Source organism: Rhizobium sp. SAFR-030, from assembly GCF_059415005.1.
This window is the reverse complement of sequence record NZ_JBPFDO010000003.1, coordinates 303,881-322,847: the sequence shown is the minus strand read 5'-3', so window position 1 is coordinate 322,847 and position 18,967 is coordinate 303,881. Positions and strand designations below refer to the sequence as shown.

General features: G+C 63.9%; 15 protein-coding genes and 1 other RNA gene. 7 read left to right on the top strand and 9 right to left on the bottom strand.

Annotated features, from left to right (window positions below):
- Positions 1–76 precede the first annotated feature (76 nt).
- Entirely contained in the window at positions 77–1,855 is a 1,779-nt protein-coding gene (locus tag ACR65N_RS11055; RefSeq protein ID WP_440457042.1) for an acetolactate synthase 3 large subunit, read from the bottom strand.
- Positions 1,856–2,230: 375 nt separating this feature from the next.
- On the opposite strand from ACR65N_RS11055, the gene ACR65N_RS11050 reads away from it, so the two are divergent.
- Positions 2,231–4,282, top strand: coding sequence for an ATP-binding protein (locus ACR65N_RS11050; protein WP_440457041.1), 2,052 nt, complete (start codon positions 2,231–2,233; stop codon positions 4,280–4,282).
- Positions 4,283–4,292: 10 nt separating this feature from the next.
- On the opposite strand, the gene miaA is transcribed toward ACR65N_RS11050, so the two are convergent.
- Positions 4,293–5,201, bottom strand: coding sequence for a tRNA (adenosine(37)-N6)-dimethylallyltransferase MiaA (gene miaA, locus ACR65N_RS11045; protein WP_440457040.1), 909 nt, complete (start codon positions 5,199–5,201; stop codon positions 4,293–4,295).
- Here miaA and serB point away from each other — a divergent pair.
- Positions 5,200–6,090 (top strand): phosphoserine phosphatase SerB, encoded by an 891-nt coding sequence (serB, locus tag ACR65N_RS11040; protein WP_440457039.1) that lies wholly within the window; start codon positions 5,200–5,202, stop codon positions 6,088–6,090. The two genes, miaA and serB, sit on opposite strands and share 2 nt — an antisense overlap.
- The gene (locus ACR65N_RS11035; protein WP_440457038.1) at positions 6,087–6,674 is read left to right on the top strand and encodes a GNAT family N-acetyltransferase; all 588 of its coding nucleotides are present in this window, start codon (positions 6,087–6,089) and stop codon (positions 6,672–6,674) included. Before serB ends, ACR65N_RS11035 begins: the two co-directional genes overlap by 4 nt.
- A gap of 20 nt (positions 6,675–6,694) precedes the next feature.
- Here the strand turns inward: ACR65N_RS11035 and ACR65N_RS11030 are convergent, their stop codons facing one another.
- The 5 genes from ACR65N_RS11030 to ACR65N_RS11010 form a co-directional block, all read right to left on the bottom strand.
- A complete protein-coding gene (locus ACR65N_RS11030; protein WP_440457037.1) occupies positions 6,695–8,251 on the bottom strand; it encodes a Do family serine endopeptidase in 1,557 nt (518 codons plus the stop codon).
- Positions 8,252–8,411: 160 nt separating this feature from the next.
- Positions 8,412–9,404, bottom strand: coding sequence for a protease modulator HflC (gene hflC, locus ACR65N_RS11025; RefSeq protein ID WP_430303946.1), 993 nt, complete (start codon positions 9,402–9,404; stop codon positions 8,412–8,414).
- Complete coding sequence (gene hflK / locus ACR65N_RS11020; RefSeq protein WP_440457036.1) at positions 9,401–10,522, bottom strand: FtsH protease activity modulator HflK; 1,122 nt, start codon at positions 10,520–10,522, stop codon at positions 9,401–9,403. Before hflK ends, hflC begins: the two co-directional genes overlap by 4 nt.
- A gap of 145 nt (positions 10,523–10,667) precedes the next feature.
- On the bottom strand, positions 10,668–11,204 hold the full coding sequence (locus ACR65N_RS11015; RefSeq protein ID WP_440457035.1) for a dihydrofolate reductase: 537 nt from the start codon (positions 11,202–11,204) through the stop codon (positions 10,668–10,670).
- A complete protein-coding gene (locus tag ACR65N_RS11010) occupies positions 11,201–11,995 on the bottom strand; it encodes a thymidylate synthase (RefSeq protein WP_440457034.1) in 795 nt (264 codons plus the stop codon). Before ACR65N_RS11010 ends, ACR65N_RS11015 begins: the two co-directional genes overlap by 4 nt.
- Positions 11,996–12,159: 164 nt before the next feature.
- Between ACR65N_RS11010 and ssrA the strand changes: the two genes are divergently transcribed.
- From ssrA to ACR65N_RS10990, 4 genes are all read left to right on the top strand, one after another.
- Positions 12,160–12,527: a transfer-messenger RNA gene (ssrA, locus tag ACR65N_RS11005) on the top strand.
- Between the two features lie 135 nt (positions 12,528–12,662).
- Positions 12,663–13,166 (top strand): SspB family protein, encoded by a 504-nt coding sequence (locus tag ACR65N_RS11000; protein ID WP_430303950.1) that lies wholly within the window; start codon positions 12,663–12,665, stop codon positions 13,164–13,166.
- A 33-nt stretch (positions 13,167–13,199) separates the two neighbouring features.
- Positions 13,200–13,418 (top strand): DUF4169 family protein, encoded by a 219-nt coding sequence (locus ACR65N_RS10995; protein ID WP_440457033.1) that lies wholly within the window; start codon positions 13,200–13,202, stop codon positions 13,416–13,418.
- A gap of 92 nt (positions 13,419–13,510) precedes the next feature.
- On the top strand, positions 13,511–13,738 hold the full coding sequence (locus tag ACR65N_RS10990) for a ribbon-helix-helix domain-containing protein (RefSeq protein WP_440457032.1): 228 nt from the start codon (positions 13,511–13,513) through the stop codon (positions 13,736–13,738).
- A 19-nt stretch (positions 13,739–13,757) separates the two neighbouring features.
- Here the strand turns inward: ACR65N_RS10990 and ACR65N_RS10985 are convergent, their stop codons facing one another.
- A complete protein-coding gene (locus tag ACR65N_RS10985; protein ID WP_440457031.1) occupies positions 13,758–17,408 on the bottom strand; it encodes an AsmA family protein in 3,651 nt (1,216 codons plus the stop codon).
- Between the two features lie 75 nt (positions 17,409–17,483).
- On the bottom strand, positions 17,484–18,899 hold the full coding sequence (locus ACR65N_RS10980; protein ID WP_440457030.1) for an FAD-binding oxidoreductase: 1,416 nt from the start codon (positions 18,897–18,899) through the stop codon (positions 17,484–17,486).
- Positions 18,900–18,967 lie beyond the last annotated feature (68 nt).

Sequence of the window (18,967 nt, the reverse complement as noted above, 5' to 3'; positions counted from 1 at the left end):
CGCCTCGATCGCCCGGGGAAATTCGCTCCGACTGAATGATGATAGCGCCCTGCGTGCTCGCGTCCCTCTCCTGCGATCAAACCAGCTGCCGGCCCTTGGCGTCGATGGCGGTCGCGACCACTTCGTCCGTCGCTTCGTCGGGAAGCAGCATCTCGTTATGCGCCTTGCCCGACGGGATCATCGGGAAGCAGTTCGCAAGGTTTGCGACGCGGCAGTCGAAGATCACCGGACGCTTGACCGCCACCATCTCTTCCAGCTTCTCGTCGAGCTCGCGCGGATCGTCGCAGTACATGCCGACCGCCCCATAGGCTTCCGCCAGCTTGACGAAGTCCGGCATCGCTTCCGTATAGGAATTCGACAGCCGGTTGCCGTGCAGCAGCTGCTGCCACTGGCGGACCATCCCCATGTACTGGTTGTTGAGGATGAAGATCTTGACCGGCAGATTGTGCTGGATGGCGCACGACATTTCCTGGATGCACATCTGGATGGATGCATCGCCGGCAATGTCAATGACCAGCGCGTCCGGATGCGCCACCTGCACGCCGATGGCCGCCGGCAGGCCGTAGCCCATCGTGCCGAGCCCGCCGGAGGTCATCCAGTGGTTCGGCTCCTCGAAACCGAAGAACTGCGCCGCCCACATCTGGTGCTGGCCGACCTCGGTGGTGATGAAGGTCTCGCGGCCCTTGGACGCCTCGTAGAGCCGCTGGATGGCGTATTGCGGCATGATGACGTCCGACGAGTTCTTGTAGGCGAACGAGTTGCGGCCCCGCCAGCTTTTGACGCTCTGCCACCATTCGGCAGTCTGGTCTTTTGCCGGCTTCTGCGGCAGCGCCCGCCACAGCCGGACCATGTCTTCCAGGACCCTGCCGACATCGCCGAGGATCGGGATGTCGACATGGACGTTCTTGTTGATCGACGACGGATCGATGTCGATGTGGATTTTTCGCGAGTTGGGCGAAAAGGCGTTCAGGCGGCCGGTGATGCGGTCGTCGAAGCGCGCGCCGATGCAGACCATGACGTCGCAGTCGTGCATCGCCATGTTTGCTTCGTAGGATCCGTGCATGCCGAGCATGCCGAGCCAGTTCGGGCCGGAGGCCGGATAGGAGCCGAGCCCCATCAACGTCGATGTGATCGGGAAGTTGGTGAGTTCGACCAGTTCGCGCAGCAGCTTGGATGCTTCCCGACCGGAGTTGATGACGCCGCCGCCCGTATAGAAGACCGGACGCTTCGCCGAGGCCATCAGCTCGACCGCGGCGCGCACGGCATTGAGATCGCCTTCGATCTTCGGCTTGTAGCTCTTCTGCACGACATGGTCGGCCTTCGCCGTATAGGTGCCCGTGGCAAACTGGATGTCTTTCGGGATATCGACGACGACCGGGCCGGGACGTCCCGTCTGGGCGATCCGGAACGCCTCGTGGATGGTCGAGGCCAGTTCGTTGACGTCCTTGACCAGCCAGTTGTGCTTGGTGCACGGCCGGGTGATGCCGACGGTATCGCATTCCTGGAAGGCGTCGGAACCGATCAGCGTTGTCGGAACCTGGCCCGTCAGGCAGACGAGCGGGATCGAATCCATCAGCGCGTCCTGCAGCGGCGTCACGGCGTTGGTGGCGCCCGGGCCGGACGTGACCAGCATGACGCCGACCTTGCCGGTCGAACGTGCATAGCCTTCTGCAGCGTGACCAGCACCCTGCTCATGACGGACGAGGATGTGCTTGATGTCGTCCTGCTGGAAGATCTCGTCATAGATCGGCAGGACGGCGCCGCCGGGATAACCGAAGAGATGCTCTACGCCATTATCCTTCAGGGCCTTCAGAACGATTTCCGCCCCAGTCATCCGATTGTCTGTACCCGTCATGTCGCAATTCCGTCTGCTGCTGTTTGAAACGAGGCCGAGGCCTGGTTGAAGGCATAAAAAAAGGCCCCTGGAGGAGCCTTGGTTTGCGCATGGGTGGCTATCGCCGGACGGTTACTCCGTCCTGCCCATGCGCCATCCCACCACGATAAGTGCGTTCGATCTGTTCATGGGCCGAACAGTTAGTCATAAAATTTCCGTTCGTCAATGCAATTGCGCAATAAAACGCCAGAGGCCGCTTTCGCTCGGCCGGAGCTCGGGAGAAGCCCGTCGAAGCGGAAAGATCTTGTTAAGCGCACGCCTCTATGGTCGCCGTTTGAGCGGGCGCGTGACCGTTGGGTGAAATGCCTGGCTGAGCCCGAGTACAGGGGCCGTCTCTTGCGTAACCACGAGCTTCAGCACTCGATTTCGGCTGGCGAACAGGATCGGCGCGACGGCTTTCATCCCCGCAATCGGCTGCTTGGCCGCGTGGTGGCCTGCAGCGGCTCGCGCGCGACGATCGCGGCCGTCGCCGAACGCGGCACCACGGATCTCACCGAACTCTGGTCCGTCGGACGGCTGATCTCGATCAGCGTCGGCAACAACCGCGTCGTCGCCCTCACCTGCTCCATGTCCACCGGCTCGCAGGACTGGACGGAAGCCGCCGACAACGAGTTCCACATCGAGGTTGAACTGCTCGGCGAGGTTCGCGTCGGCGAAGACGGCCGCGAAGAGTTTTCCGGCGGCATCACCAGCTACCCCTATCTCGGCGCCATCGCCCACCGCATTCGCTCTGCCGACCTCATCCGCATCTATGATACCGGCAAGGCCGATACCTGCGTCATCGGCAGGCTGACGCAGGACGAGACGATCGATGCCGCGATCCACATCCCGTCCATGCTTTCCAAGCACTTCGCCATTGTCGGCTCCACCGGCGTCGGAAAGTCGACGGCCGTATCGCTGCTGCTTCACAAGGCGATCGAGGTCGATCCGAAACTGCGGGTTCTTATCCTCGATCCGCACAACGAATTCGCTGCCGCCTTCCCCAACAAGGCAGTCGTCATCGATACCGACACGCTGGATCTTCCCTTCTGGCTGATGCGCCTCGACGAATTCGCCGAGGTCATCTTCCGCGGCCGGCAGCCGGTTCCCGAAGAGCTGGACATCCTTCGCGACGTCATTCCGGAAGCCAAACGCGCCTTCCGCGGCGGCGACAGTTCGCTGATGCGCCGCAGCACGGAAAAAAGCTCGGTGACGGCCGATACACCGGTGCCCTACCGGATGGCGGACCTGCTGGCACTGATCGACGAGCGGATCGGGCGGCTCGAGGGACGCGCCGAAAAGCCGGCGCTGCGGGCGCTGAAGGTGCGTCTGACGGCCGCCATCAACGATCCGCGCTACCACTTCATGTTCTCCAACAACACGATCAACGACACGATCATGGAGACCATCGCCCATATCTTCCGCATTCCGGGCGGCGACCGCCCGATCTCGACCTTCCAGCTCGCCGGCATTCCCTCGGAAGTCGTCAATTCCGTCGCCTCGATCCTCTGCCGCATGTCGTTCGAACTGGCGCTGTGGAGCGACGGCGCGATCCACATGCTCGTGGTTTGCGAGGAAGCGCACCGATACGTTCCGGCCGACCGCGAACTCGGCTTCTTCCCCACCCGTCAGGCAATCGCCCGCATCGCCAAGGAAGGCCGCAAATACGGTGTGTCGCTCGGCGTCATCACCCAGAGGCCCGGCGAACTCGACCAGACCATCCTGTCGCAGTGCTCGACAGTGTTTGCCATGCGGCTCGCCAATGATCGGGACCAGGAGATCATCCGCTCGGCCATCCCGAATTCCTCTCTGTCAACGACTAGCTTCCTGTCGTCGATCGGCAATGGCGAAGCGATCGCATTCGGCGAAGCGATCGCCGTTCCGATGCGCATGAACTTTGCCCGCGTCGAAAAGAACATGTTGCCCAAGGCCAACGGGGTTTCCGACAAGGGCTCCGAAGTGACGCCGGACAACGTCGATCTGCGCGCCGTTGTCGCACGCATGCGTGCGGTATCCGGACCGGATATCGCGAGCTTCCAGCGCAGCATGGCCGCCAGCAACCATCGCGACGTGAGCGGCTCCGAAGCAGATGCCGGTGATGCCGAGGTGGCGCGCTGGGAGCAAGAACTGCGCGGTGAGACCCTCGCTACAGCCCCTCCGACGCTTCAGCCGGAGCTCGAGCCTTACCGCCCGGACATGCTTCCCGGCACACGGCTTGACGCAGCCGCCGCAGCCGAAACACGGGTCATCCGCCGCGAGCCGCCGCGAGACAGTGCCGCATCGTCGCCGTTCCGTCCCTTTGGTGTCGATGACACTGCGGGGACACGGAGTACGCTCGTGCGCCGCGAGGGATCGCTGCGGGAAAGCCTGCTGCGCAAGCCGCTGAGCAGCCTCTACGACAAGGACTGAGGCGAGACCGTCAGTTGCCGGCAAACGGATCGAGACGCCGCCAGCTGTCGTCCATCTGGTTGCGGAACCATGTCATCTGTCGCTTGGCATACTGCCGGGTCAGCGCCGAGCCGCGCTCGACCACCGTCTCCCGCTGCATGTCGCCGCTCAGCATGGCACCGATCTCGGCGACGCCGATCGCCCGCAGCACTGGCGCATCGGGCGGCAGATCAAGCTGCCGCAGTGTCGCAACTTCCTCGACAGCCCCGCCGTCCAGCATCAGGTCAAAACGCCGATTGATCCGCTCGTGCAGGAGCCGGCGATCCGGCAACACGATGATCTTTTCGGCCCGCTGCGGATCGATCAGTATCGGACCCTTATGCTCCTGGAGTTCGGCGATCGATCGGCCGCTCGCTTCCATCACTTCGAGCGCCCGCACGATGCGCTGTCCGTCGCTCGGCCGAAGTCGCCGGGCCATCACCGGGTCCACCTCCGCAAGCGCCGCGTGCAGCGGCTCCGCCCCTTCGGCGATCAACCGGCTGCGCCACTGGTCGCGGATGTCGGCGGGAATGGCCGGCATCTCCGAGAGCCCGCCTGTCAGCGCCTTGAAGTAGAGACCCGTGCCGCCGACGAAGACTGGCAGACGTCCCTCTTGGCGAAGGACCGGCAACAGCTGCTCTACGTCCCTCAGCCAGTCACCGGTGGAATAGGAGTTTCGCGCAGGCACATGTCCGTAGAGCAGGTGGTCGACGCCATCCATCTCCTCCTCTGAAGGCCTCGCGGTCAGCACCCGCAGCGTATCATAGACCTGCATGCTGTCGGCGTTGATGACCACGCCCCGATGCTTGCGCGCCAGTTGCACGGCGAGCGCCGACTTGCCGCTGGCCGTCGGCCCGGTTATCAGGATGGCCTCGCAATCGTCCCGAAGGTTTGTCATCATGGCTCTCGTTGCCACGCTCATTGCCCATCCGTCAAACCCCGTCCTTAATGCAAAGCTTGGAGAACAGGCCGCGGACGCAGTGAATTCCGCCGGTCTCTATTGGCTGGCCGATGGCATCGCCTGCGACATCGCACTGCGCAACGAGGCGGATCTGACGGCGTCCTACGCGGCATTGCGCGCGGCAATCGGCGGCAAACCGGTCGACGTGGTCGTCCAGGATGTGGAAACACGCCGCAAGAAGCTGCTGATCGCCGATATGGACTCGACCATGATCGGCCAGGAATGCATCGACGAACTGGCGGATGTCGTCGGGCTGAAGGATCAGGTCTCGGCAATCACCGCCCGGGCGATGAACGGCGAGATCGCCTTTGAGCCGGCGCTGCGGGAGCGCGTCGCCCTCCTGAAGGGGCTGCCTGTCGGCGTCGTCGATGACGTCATCGCTAAACGCATCACGCTGACCTCCGGCGGTCTGGAACTGATTGCCACGATGCGCGCCAAGGGCTTTCACACTGCGCTGGTATCGGGCGGTTTTACCGTTTTCACCGGTCCCATCGGTCAGATGCTCGGCTTCCATGAGAACCGCGCCAACGTGCTGCTTGAGGAAGACGGCATCCTCACCGGCACCGTGGCCGAGCCTATCCTCGGCAAGCAGGCGAAGGTCGACGCGCTGCAGGAAATCGCAGCCCGGCTCGGGATCTCGCCCGACGACGCGATGGCCGTCGGGGATGGCGCAAACGACCTTGGCATGCTGGATCTCGCCGGTGCCGGTGTCGCGCTGCACGCAAAGCCTGCCGTCGCCGCCCAGGCCAAGATCCGCATCGACCACGCCGATCTGACCGCGCTTCTCTACATCCAAGGGTACCGCAAGACGGATTTCGTGAAGCCGTGAGCGGCGCGGCAGAACCACGCATCATCCTTGAGACCGAGCGGCTGCTGCTGCGCAGCTGGCTCGAGCAGGACCGCGACCTGTTTCGCGAAATCAACGCCGACCCGAAGGTGATGGAATTCTTCCCTTTCCGTCGCAATCACTCCGAATCGGACCTGCTCTTCGAACGGGTGAACGCGATGGTCCTTGAAGAAGGGCTTGGCTTTTACGCCGTCGAGTTGAAGGAGACGCAGGAGGCTGTCGGCTTCTGCGGTCTGGCGCCGGCCAACATGCCGGGCATCTTCCCACCGGAAATGATCGAGATCGGCTGGCGCCTCGCCACCCGCTTCTGGGGCCATGGCTATGTCACAGAGGCCGCCGCAGCCCTGCTCGATCATGCCTTCCGGGTTCGTGGGCTGCGCAGCGTCGTATCGTTCGCGGTTGCCTCCAACCATCGTTCCACCGCCGTCATGCAGCGGATCGGAATGAAGGCCTTTCCGAATCTCGATTTCGATCATCCGCGGGTACCAGACAGCCACCCGCACCTGAAGCGCCACGTCACCTATGTGGCGATCAATCCCGCCGAGCTGGCGCGGCACCCCGGCTGAACCGGAGTGCCTGCTGCCGCTCATTCCAGCGGCAGTGCCACGAAGCGCAGTTCGCCGTTGGCGCCGGCGACCATCATGTGGGCGTTGCGACGGCCCTCGCCCTTCAACGCCTCGAAGCGGGCGGTAACATCGCTCGGGGAGGCCATGAAGTCCTGCGCGACCTCGACGATCACCTCGCCGGCCTTCAGGCCCTTTTCCGCGGCGGGCGAGCCGGCCGCAACCGCGGTGATCACCACGCCCTCGACGCTTTCGGCGATCTTGAACGCCTTGTGCTGTTCATCATCCAGCACCGCGATCGTCATGCCGAACGCCTCGACCGGACCCTCGGCGGCATCCTGTCCCTTGTCGGCATCGGCGTCCGGCGTCTGCTGTTCGCCTTCGGCAAGCGCCGGATCAGACGGATCGCCGGCATCGGCGCTGTCTTCCAGCCGACCGAGCGTCACCTTGACGGTCTGCTGCTTGCCGTCGCGCATGAGGACAACATCGACTTCGCGGCCGACGGTGCTCTCGGCGACCGCGAGCGGCAGGTCGCGCATCTCCTTCACCGGCTTGCCGTCGAAGGTCAGGATGACATCGCCGGCCTTCACCACGCCATTGTCGACCGGTCCGCCCTTGATGACGCCGGACACCAGCGCTCCCCGCGCTCCCTCAAGCCCGAGGCTTTCCGCCACGTCGTCGGTCACAGGCTGGATACGCACGCCGAGCCAGCCGCGCCGCGTTTCGCCGAAATCGATCAGCTGCTGCACGACGTTCTGCGCCAGTTCCGTCGGCACCGCGAACCCGATGCCGATCGAACCGCCGCTCGGCGAGATGATCGCCGTGTTGATGCCGATCACGTCGCCATACATGTTGAACAGCGGGCCGCCGGAATTGCCCTTGTTGATTGCCGCGTCCGTCTGGATGAAATTGTCGTAGGGACCGGCATTGATGTTGCGGCCACGCGCCGAGATGATGCCGACGGTGACCGATCCGCCGAGGCCGAACGGGTTGCCGATGGCCATCACCCAGTCGCCGATGCGCATCTGCTTGGAATCGCCGAACTTGACCGCCTTCAGAGGCGCCTTCGGCTCGACCTTCAATACCGAAAGGTCGGTCTTGGTGTCGGTGCCGACGAGCTTCGCCTTCAGCTTGTTGCCGTTCGGGAAGATCACCTCGATATCGTCGGCGCCTTCAATGACGTGGTTGTTGGTGACCACGTATCCGGATGGATCGATGACGAAGCCGGAGCCCAGCGAATTGACCTTGCGGTTGCCCTGCTGATTGCCCTGCCCGTCGAAGAAATCGTCGAAGAACTCCTGGAACGGCGAGCCATCCGGAACCACCGGCTGCGGACCGTTGCCGCCCGACTTGACGCTCTGCGAGGTGGAAATGTTGACGACGGCGTCGAGCAGCCCCTCGGCAAGGTCGGCGACGGATGCCGGACCCGCGCCGTTCTGTCTTGCCGGTGCCGGAGCAGCCGTCGCAGCCGCCGGTGTCGTCGTCTGCGACAGGGCGGGAGCGCCCGATCCGCCGATCAAGGTCAGCGCCATCACGGTCGCCAGGGAATGCCGCAAGGACAATCGAAGGGAGTTCACCATCAGGCATCCTCGGTTGAAATATCGCCACCTGACGCCAAGCATACGGCGGAATGAAGACAGGGGAAGTGACCTTTTCGCGAGCCCCCAGGAGATTGCATGAGCAGGAGCTCAGAAGAGCGAAGGGCGGCTCGTGGCCGCCCTTCGCAGGATCGATTGAGGTTTACGGCCGGGCCGGAGCCGCACCGTTTTCCGGGGCGACCGGCTGACCTGCCGGCGGTGTCGCCGGCTGTCCCGCCGGAGCCGCTGGCGGCGGCAGTTCCGGCCCGCTTCCAGAGCGCTGGCTTTGGTTGAAGTAGCGGAAGAACTGCGAGTCCGGCGACAGCACCATCGTCGTGCCCTTGTCGGCAAGCGCACCCACATAGGCCCGCATCGAGCGATAGAACTCGAAGAAGCCAGGATCGCGCGAGAAGGCCTCGCCGAAGATGCGGTTGCGCTGGGCATCGCCCTCACCGCGCAGGATTTCCGAATCGCGCTGCGCTTCCGAAACCAGTTCGACGACCTGACGATCGGCGATGGCCCGGCGGCGCTGGCCCTGCTCGTTACCCCGTGCACGGATCAGTTCGGCTTCCGCGAGACGCTCGGCCTTCATCCGCTGGTAGGTCTGCTGCGAGACCTCGCGGGTCAGGTCGGTGCGGCGGATACGCACGTCGCGGACGTCGAGGCCAAGAGATTCGGCTGCCGCCTGCAGGTCGGTGCGGACTTCCTGCATCATTGCCGAACGTTCGGCAGACAGTGCAGCGCCAAAATTGCGCAGGCCGTAGACCCGGCGCAGTGCGGCGTCGAGACGGGTGCGCAGGCGCGATTCCGCCGATTCGCGATCGCCGGAGACGGTTTCACGAAAACGACGGGGATCGGCGATGCGGTACACCACGAAGGCGTCCACCTCGTAGAAGGCGCCGCCGCGGACCTGGACGCGGATGTTGTCGAGGTCGAAGCGCAATGCGCGGTCTTCGATGTACTGGACGCGGTCGGCATCCATGAAGCCGAACGGCAGCTTCATGTAGATGCCCGGCTCCGATTTGACGGACTGGATCTCACCGAAGCGGACGACGACAGCCTGCTCGCGCTCGTTGACGATGAACACAGACGAGTAGACGAGGAACAGGATGAGGGCGAGGCCGATGATGACGGCTGGGAGACGGTTGGAACTCACGGGTTTGCCCCCCGCACGGCAGTGCCGCTCGTCGCATTGTTCTGCCGGATCATCTCGTTCAGCGGCAGGTACGGGATCGCGCCCTGCTTTTCATCCAGGATGATGGTGTTGGAGTTCTTCAGGACCTGCTCCATGGTTTCGATGAAGATACGCTCGCGGGTCACGTCCGGCGCCGTCGAATAGGCGTCGTAGATCGACACGAAACGCTGCGCCTCACCGGTTGCTTCGTTGACGACACGATCCTTGTAGGCGGACGCCTCTTCGCGGACCTGTGCCGCCTGGCCTCGGGCCTGGCCGAGCTTCTGGTTGGCGTACTGGTTGGCTTCCTCGACGAAGCGGTCCTCGTCCTGCTCGGCACGCTGGACTTCTTCGAAGGCATCGGCCACTTCGCGCGGCGGAGCCGCATCCTCGATCGGCACGGCATTGATGGAGATGCCGGAGCCATAAGTGTCCATCGTCCCCTGGATGATGTCACGCACCTCGTTGGAGACCTGCTCGCGGCCATCACGGAAAATGTCCTGTGCCGGACGACGTCCGACCACTTCGCGCATGGCGCTCTCCGAGACCTGCTGCAGGGTTGCTGCCGGAGTTTCGAGATTGAACAGGTAGGCTTCCGGATCGCTGACGGTAAACAGAACCGAGAACTGCACGTTGACGATGTTCTGGTCGCCCGAAAGCATCAGGCCCTCGGCGGAATTGGCGTTGCCGCGTCCGCCGATATTCTGCTGCTGCTCGGTAACCTTGACGATCTCGACCGTCTCGAAGGGCCAGAAGTGGTAGTGCAGGCCTGGGGCCGCAATCTCTTCCTTCGGCTTGCCGAAGCGCAGCTCGACGCCGCGCTCGTCCGGCTGGACGGTGTAGACGGACTGGAACGCGACGAACGCCGCGATGACCAGCAGGACGATGACGAAGGCGCCGCCGTTGAAGCCGCCCGGAACGATGCTGCGAAGCCTGTCCTGGCTGCGGCGGATGATGTCTTCAAGGTCCGGGGGGCCGCCATTGCCGCCGCCGTTGCCGCCTCCGCCACGCGGACGGTTGGGGCCTTGGCCCCACGGCCCTTGATTGTTGCCGCCGCCGCCCCCCCAGGGGCCGCCGCCATTCTGATTGCTCCAGGGCATCAAAACCTCTTTGTTCGAGTCACTCCCACCCCTCGACATGCCAGGTCACATAGGCGGCGATCGGGTTCCTGCCCGTTATAGGCATGCCAGGACCCGCTTTCAACGCGGCCGAACCTCACATCCGGGTGTTTGGTAACGAAATGTTTCAGATCGCATCATCTCGGCGTCGATAGACGGCAAAGCGGGTGGGGAAATTATCGCGCTCGCCAGCGGGAAAGGCCTGTTCTTCGATTTTTGTAAAGATCGTGTGGTCGATCACCGGAAAGAACGTGTCGCCGTCGTCGATAACGGTCTCCACATGGGTGATCGCCAGCCGGTCGGCGATCGGCATCGCCTGGCGGTAGATCTCGCCGCCGCCGATAATGGCGATGTCGGCAGCCCCGGTCTGCTCGGCGAGAACCTGCGCCCTGGCAATCGCTTCCGGCAGGGATGCGGCCGTCTCGACGCCGGCGGCGGCAAAACCGGCATTGCGCGTCACGACCACATGCGGGCGGCCCGGAAGCGGCCGGCCGCCGAAACTCTCGAACGTCTTGCGGCCGAGCACCACCGGCTTGCCGAGCGTCATCTCCTTGAAGCGCTTCAGATCGGTGGAGAGGCGCCATGGCAGGTCGCCGCCGCGACCGATGACGTTGTTGCGGGACACCGCAGCGACGATGACGATCGGTACCGGTCCGCCGCTCATACAGCCACCGGCGCCTTGATATGCGCGTCCGCCTCGTAGCCGACGAGCGCGAAATCCTCGAAGCGGAAGCCAAAAATGTCGTCGACGTCCGGGTTGATCTCCATCGTCGGCAGCGGCTTCGGCTGACGCTGCATCTGCAGTTCGGCCTGCTCGAAATGGTTCGAATAGATATGCGCGTCGCCCAGCGTGTGGATGAACTCGCCCGGCTTGTAGCCGGTCACCTGCGCCACCATCATCGTCAGCAGCGCGTAGGACGCGATGTTGAACGGAACGCCGAGAAAGATGTCGGCCGACCGCTGGTAGAGCTGGCACGACAGCCGGTCGCCCGACACGTAGAACTGGAAGAGGCAGTGGCAGGGCGGCAGCGCCATGTCGTCCACCTGCGCCGGATTCCAGGCCGAAACGATATGCCGCCGCGAAAGCGGATTGCGCTTGATGCCGTCGATCAGGTTGACGATTTGGTCGACCGAGCCGCCGTCGGTCGACGGCCAGGAACGCCACTGGTAGCCGTAGACGGGGCCAAGCTCACCCTTGTCGTCGGCCCACTCGTCCCAGATCGAAACGCCGTTTTCCTTCAGGTAGGCGATGTTCGTCTCGCCCTTCAGGAACCACAGAAGTTCATGGATGATCGACCGCAGATGCAGCTTCTTCGTCGTCAGGACCGGAAAGCCGTCGGCGAGATCGAAACGCATCTGGTAGCCGAACACTGACCGAGTGCCGGTGCCGGTGCGATCACCGCGGTCGGTACCGGTCGTCATCACATGCTGCAGGAGATCGAGATATTGTTTCACCGTATGTCCGCCGAACGTCTGTGCCTGCCGATTCCATGGCGCGCCATCTTACGGTCGGCGCGCCTCAAGATATAGGGCCGGAGATACGCTTGTCCCCGACATTCGGTGTCTTGCACCCGAAGGACAGCGTCGAATCCCCGTCGCGCGCAGCAATGATGTCGGCGCCTCTTTTCATCCGCGCGAGATGCCCCTATATAGGTGTTGCCGGGGCTTGCTCCGGATATGGCGATAAACGGTCGGTGTAATAAACCTATTGGACCCGGGGGCGGTACCCGGCGCCTCCACCAAAAACCGGTCGGTCTTCTGGACCGGCTTTTGATGGGGGCGAAATAGGATCGACAAGGGCGTAAAGATCGAACTTTTGCTCGGCATGATACCGCCGTTATCGGGTCACAAGTGTAGTTGCAAACGACAACAACGCTAAGGGTTATGCTCTCGCTGCCTAATGGCGGTGCGGGAAATCCGAACCAAGTCCTCTAGGTTAGCCCCTTGAGGCGGGGTCCGAAGGCACCTGGCAACAGAAGCCTTCACCTTCTCCTCCTCTTCGTTTTTGGTTATGATGATGACACTTGTTCCGGCGGGGCTTCCGCCGAGCATGCACGTGTCCTATAACGAGCCGAGCAAATCACGGCCAAAACCGACGATATACGATTGGAAGAAAACACCGATGAGTCAGGATCATATCCGTTACGACATTCTGGCGCAGGACGCTCTACGTGGCGTTATCCGTAAGGTCCTGACCGAGGTTGCCGCGACCGGCCGCCTTCCTGGCGATCATCATTTCTTCATCACCTTCCTGACCGGCGCGCCCGGCGTGCGCATCTCGCCGATGCTGAAGTCGAAATATGCCGAGCAGATGACGATCGTCGTCCAGCACCAGTTCTGGGATCTCAAGGTCTCGGATACGCATTTCGAGATCGGTCTGTCGTTCTCCGATACGCCGGAGCGCCTGTACATCCCGTTCAACGCGATTCGCGGTTTCTACGATCCTTCGGTCAATTTCGAGCTGGAATTCGAGGTGCCGCTGTCGGACGAAGAGGAAACCTCGGCCGAGATCACCGCCTACCCGGTGGATGTGGTTGCCAAGCCTGAAGGCGACGAGGAGCCGAAGTCCGAGGAAGACAAGAAGGGTTCCGTGGTTTCGCTCGATTCGTTTCGCAAGAAGCACTGATCGACCACACGCTGGCCGCTGCCGGAGAGCCGCATGAGCGCCGAGATCGTCAACCTTCGCCAAGCCCGGAAGTCGAAGCTGCGCTCGGAAAAAGAGCGGCAGGCGGAGCAGAACCGCATCAGTTTCGGCCGTACGCGGCAGGAAAAGTCGCTGACCGGCGCCCTCAACGAAAAGGCTGCCAAAGCTCTCGATCAGGGCCGCATCGAAAAGGCCGATGCCCCGCCTGGGGATCGGCAAGATGGCGGCGACTGAGCCGCCGTGCGCGGCTTCAGCAACATCAGTCGCTTGGCGGCGAATTCCGAATCACTTTATGAGCATCCTCATCAGCCAGGTAGGCCGCAGGCATGATCCGCAAGCATTCGGCAACGCTGCACGGCCACCGCACCAGCTTCTCGCTGGAAGACGGCTTCTGGGATGAACTGAAGGGCATTGCCGTCGTTCGCGGCGTCAGTCTCGCATCGCTGATCGCCGAGATCGATGACGGGCGCGATCCCGACAGCAACCTCTCCTCAGCCCTCAGGCTGCACGTGCTGGCCTGGCTGAAGCGGGAGACCCCACCGCAGACCGGCTAGGCTTGCGTCTTGCCCGATCTTAGTTGCCGTTGACGCCCGGCAGCGAACCATCGCCACGAAACAGGTCGCCGGTCGGCGGCACGGTCAGCTGCGGAGTCTGCGCCTCACGCTCGCGCTGTTCGCGCGCCTGGCGCTCCGTCTCGGCGCGCTGGCGCGCCTCCTCGTCGGCCTTCGCCCGGGCTTCGGCTTGCGCCTTTTCCCGCGCCACGCGCCGCTCGTTGTCCTGGAACGTGTAGAGCGTCACCTCACGCCGCAGCCGCTGCTTCTCCAGAACGCTCGCCTGCAGCGTTTCCACCCGCCGCCGCTCGCGCTCGAAGGCGCGCAGGGACAGGAAGTTGGTCATCGAGCCCGCCAAGACCATCTCCTCCGGTGCCTCGATGGGTCCGCGATAGGCGAGCCGCACCGACGGATCGCCGCCGGCGATGGCTTCCTCACCGGCGTCGTAGCCGATCTCCAGTACCCCATCGAGCGCCTGGCGCACCAGATCGATGCGCAACTCGCCCGTCAGCTTCGTCGCACCGGCCTCGGTCGCAACGTTCTGCGCCCGCAATTGTCCGCCGCTCATGGTGAACGGCATGTCGACGGAGCCGACCGCCGTCCGTCCGGCATGCACGAGGTCGCGCAGCAGCGGGGTCACCTTTGGCTCGGTCACCTCACCCTCGATGCGATCGGCTGCCACAAACAGCGCCGGCAACAGGTCCGGATTGATACGGCCGAGCGTCAGGTCGTTGAAGTGCAGCACGCCGGAGCCGCTGGCTGCCGAGAGGAGTTCGGCAGGTGTCTTGGCCGTTGCCTCTGCGGCAAGCTCCAGCGAGATCCGACCGCTTGCCACGGGCTCGCGGTCCTTTTGCCAGGTAAGCGGCGCCAGATCGGCATTATCGATGCTGAACCGCGTCTGCAACACGCCGATACCTTCGCTGTTCGACATCGACAACCGTCCGGCAATCTGCCCTCCGGACCACTGTCCCTTGGCATCTTCCAGGCTGACGGTACCGGCACGGCTGAGAAGACGTCCGGTGAGGTCTGTTATCGGCGGCCTGTCCAGGCCACGCAGATTTTCGGCGGTCAGGTCGACGCTAAGGTCGATGCCGGCAAAGATCGGCAGCGCGAAAGGTTTGTTCGACAGCGCATCGCCATCGGCCTCCGTCAGCGGCCCGTAAATGCCTTCGCCGAGCCATGCGAGGTCGACGGCACCAAGCGCCAGACGACCACGCACCGTCGGAAGACTGGCGGTGCGATCGAGGCTGAGAGCGCCGCTGACAGCATTGCCGGCGATCTGGCCGGAAAATTCCGAGGCCTCGAGCGTCTGCGGCTCTACCTTCAGCAGACCTTTGATTTCGGCCGGAAGCCCCATGCCGAACTGCGGCAGGCCGATGCCGGCCATCAGCATCGTCGGCTCGAGATCCGTGCTGTTGACGATGAAGCTGTACTGGCCTTCGCCGAACCTGTCGGCCGCGACGGCGAAGTCGCCCGCAGCTTCGAGCCGGGTTCGGTTCGTCGTATAGACGAGCTTGCCCCTCGCAGGTCCCTCGCCCTGCCGATGCAGATCGAGTGCCAGGCTGGCATCGCTGTCGCCATCGAAGGGCAGCGGATCGAACCCCGCCTGCGCGGCGATCACCGCAGCATCCGGGTTGTCGAGCGACAGGCTGCCGTCGATGATCGTCTCGGCGGTCAGGTCCAAAATGTTGGGCGAGCGGATGTCCGCGGTGATCTGGCTGCCGTGCGTCTGGCCGTTGATCTTGGCGTCCAGCCCGTCGCCGAGCGTGACGGTCGCCTTGAGGCTGGTATCGGCAAACGAAGGGCCGCTACGCGCAAGACGGCTGAGGATCGGGTGGGCGGGAAGTCGGTCCCTCAGCATCGCCACGAAGGCCGTCGGATCGGCGGCGTCGAACGCCAGCGTGCCACTGCCGGTATAGGCCAGCAGCGAGCCCTCGGCGCTGCCCTGCCCGCTGATCTTTGCACCGGCGAGATCGCCGATGGTCAGCCGCTGGACGGCAAGCTTGCCGTCGCCAAGGTCGACATTCGTCTCGACGTCCTGCGCGGTGATGCCGAAGGCCGTCAGGCGCTGCGCCTTCACATGCGCAGCCAGCCGGTGATCGAGCACGTCTTCGCCTGCATCTTCGCCGGTCAGCAGCGATGCCAGCGCCCGCAACGCGTCGAGATCCACATCGTCGCCGGCAAGATCGACGGTCAGCGACGGGGTCTCCTCGCCAGCGGAGCGGCGTTCGAGGCTTCCCTTCAGCGTCGCGACGCCGGCCGCAAGCTCCAGAGCCTGAAACTGCTGGACCTGCGGCGTCAGGTTGACGTTGGCCGAAAAGCCGGCCGCCTTCAGCTGGCGGATTGCTGGATCCACCTGGCCCGTCAGCCAGTCGGAGAAGCCCGACGGCTGGTTGGAGGCAAGCAGCATGCGGCCGATGAACGATGCGTTGCCGGCGAGCGACAACTGCCCGTTGGCCTCCACCTGCGTCCGTCCCGGCAGCGTCGCGACGGCATTCTCGACCGTCCAACCGTCTCCCGCCGGTCGTACGTCAAGCCGCACGTCGCGCACCGTCGTCCCGTCGGCGACGATCGCCGGCAGGCGGATGCTGGCTTTGCCCGGCACCTGTGGGATCGGGATACGCGCTGCCATCTCGATCAGTGCATTGAGCCGGTGCTGCGCCGAGACATGTGGATTGCGCGCCGTCTTGCCGCGCATCAGGTCGGCCGTCAGCCGGTTCACGTCCACCTGCTGGCCGTCGGCGGTGAGCAGGAACTCCGGCTTGTCTCCGGTATCCAGCGTCGCCTCGCCGGTGATCACGTAAGGGTTGTCGACCGCGCCGATCTCGATGCGGTATTCCGGCACGCGCAGCCGGTCGTTGGTGAGCTCGAACTTGCCGCGCGTGCGTGGCGGCGGTGGCGGCTTGGCGCCCTGCGGCAGCACCGGATTGATCGGCTGATCGAGGAAGGAGAGACCGAAATCGCCCTTGTACTGCGGCCGTGCTTCGGCAACCGACAGCGCCCCGTCCAGTTGGACCTCGACAGGCTGGATATCCGGCCAGATCTTCATCCGCAGCGGAACGACGCCCGCCTCGGGCGCGCCGCTCGACAGCGAGAATTTCGATTCCCGGCCGTCCAGCGTCGCATTGCCCTCCACCCGCCAGGGACCGGCAAGCGAGCTTGCCGACATGTCGGCGGTCATCCCCGTGACGTTGCGGTTGCGCCCTGTTGCTTCGTCGATGAAGGCAATCTCGGCGCCGGTGACATGTACGCCTTCCAGGACGACGTTGCGGGCAACGAAATCCGGGCGGCTGCCGCGCATCCAGTCCAGCCGGCCATCCTTCAACAGCCGGATGCGCGCCTTCGGACGGTCGATGCGCATGTCGAAGATGCGTACCTCGCCCGACAGGAACGGCGCCAGCTCCATGTCCATGGAAAACTGCGCCACCTGCACAAGCGGCGTTCCGTCGACGTCCTGGCCGACGCGCACATCGGTCATCGTCACCGACGGAAACGGCAGGATCCTGGCATCCACGGTTCCGTGGACCGTGACCTTCTTGCCAAGAATGCGGCTCGCCTGATTTTCAAAGTCACGGCGAAAATCGGACCAGTCGACGAAGAACGGCGCCAGCAAGGCGGTAAACAACGCGACGACGACAAGGCCGCCGATCACCAGCATTATCCGTCCGAGCACCGCGCCACTCTCCTTGGTCTGAACGACCAGTTTAGTTGCACCCGAAAATGGGGCAACCCTTCCTTTACGGGATACTCAAGCCTGCGGGCGCAGGATCTTGCCGGGATTGAAGATGTCGTGCGGATCGAGAGCCGTCTTGATCGACCGCATCAGCGCCAGCGCCGGACCCGCCTCCTGCTCAAGGAAGCTCATCTTCCCCTGGCCGATGCCGTGTTCGCCGGTGCAGGTCCCGTCCATCGACAGCGCGCGGCGGTTCAGCCGCTCGACGAAAGCTTCGGCCCGCTCGATGTCGGTCGGATCCTTGTCGTCGAACAGGATCAGCACGTGAAAGTTGCCGTCGCCCGCATGGCCGACGATCGGCGCCAGAAAGCCGTTCTCAACGATGTCGGCATGGGTCTCGGCCACGCAATCGGCGAGCCTGGAGATCGGCACGCAGACATCGGTCGACAGGCCGTTCAGGTGGGGCGCAAGCGCCCGCGATGCCCAGTAGGCGTCATGCCTCGCCTTCCACAGCTTGGCGCGCTCCTGCGCATCACCGGTCCAGCGGAAGGTCTCGCCGCCGCACTCCTCGGCGATCATGGCAAACTGCTCGGACTGCATGGACACAGTGTCCTCGGTTCCATGGAACTCGACGAACAGCGTCGACTTCTCCTCGTAGCTGAGGCCCGAATAGGCGTTGCAGGCGCGGATCTGCGTCTCGTCCAGAAGCTCGATGCGGGCGACGGGAATGCCCATCTGGATAGTCATGATGACGGCATCGCAGGCGGCCTTCACCGATGGGAACGCGCAGACCCCGCCGCCGATCTTTTCCGGAATTCCCTGCAGCTTGAGGGTGATCGAGGTGATGATGCCGAGCGTGCCTTCCGAACCGACCAGGAGCCGTGTCAGGTCGTAGCCGGCAGACGACTTGCGCGCCCGGGTGCCGGTGGTGATCTCTTCGCCGTCCGCGGTCACCACGGTCAGCGACAGGACATTGTCCTTCATCGTGCCGTAGCGCACGGCATTGGTACCGGAGGCGCGCGTTGCCGTCATGCCGCCGATCGAGGCATTGGCGCCGGGGTCGATGGGGAAGAAAAGACCGGTATCGCGCAGGTAGGTATTCAGGGCCTCGCGGGTGACGCCGGGCTCGACGGTCACGTCGAGATCCTCCGCGGAGACCCGCAGCACCTTGTCCATCCGGCTGAAGTCGAGAGAGACGCCACCGGACGGCGCGTTCACCTGACCTTCGAGCGAGGAGCCTGTGCCGAACGCGATAACCGGAACCCGGTGTGCGGCGCAGGCCTTCACCACCGTCTTCACGTCCTCGACCGTTTCGGCGAACACGACACCATCCGGAAGCTGGCTCGGCAGGTAGGTGGTGGTGTGCGCATGCTGCTCGCGAAACGCTTGGCCTGTCTGCAGACGATCACCCAGCTCCTGACGCAAAATTTCCAGAACGGCCACCATCCCTGCGTCGTTGCGCTGGCCGCTCAATGCGTCTCTCATCACCATCGTCTGTCTCCGCGTCTGCCGGGCGAATGTCGCCCGGCATTTGGTAGGTGACGATGAGTGCTTTGTCC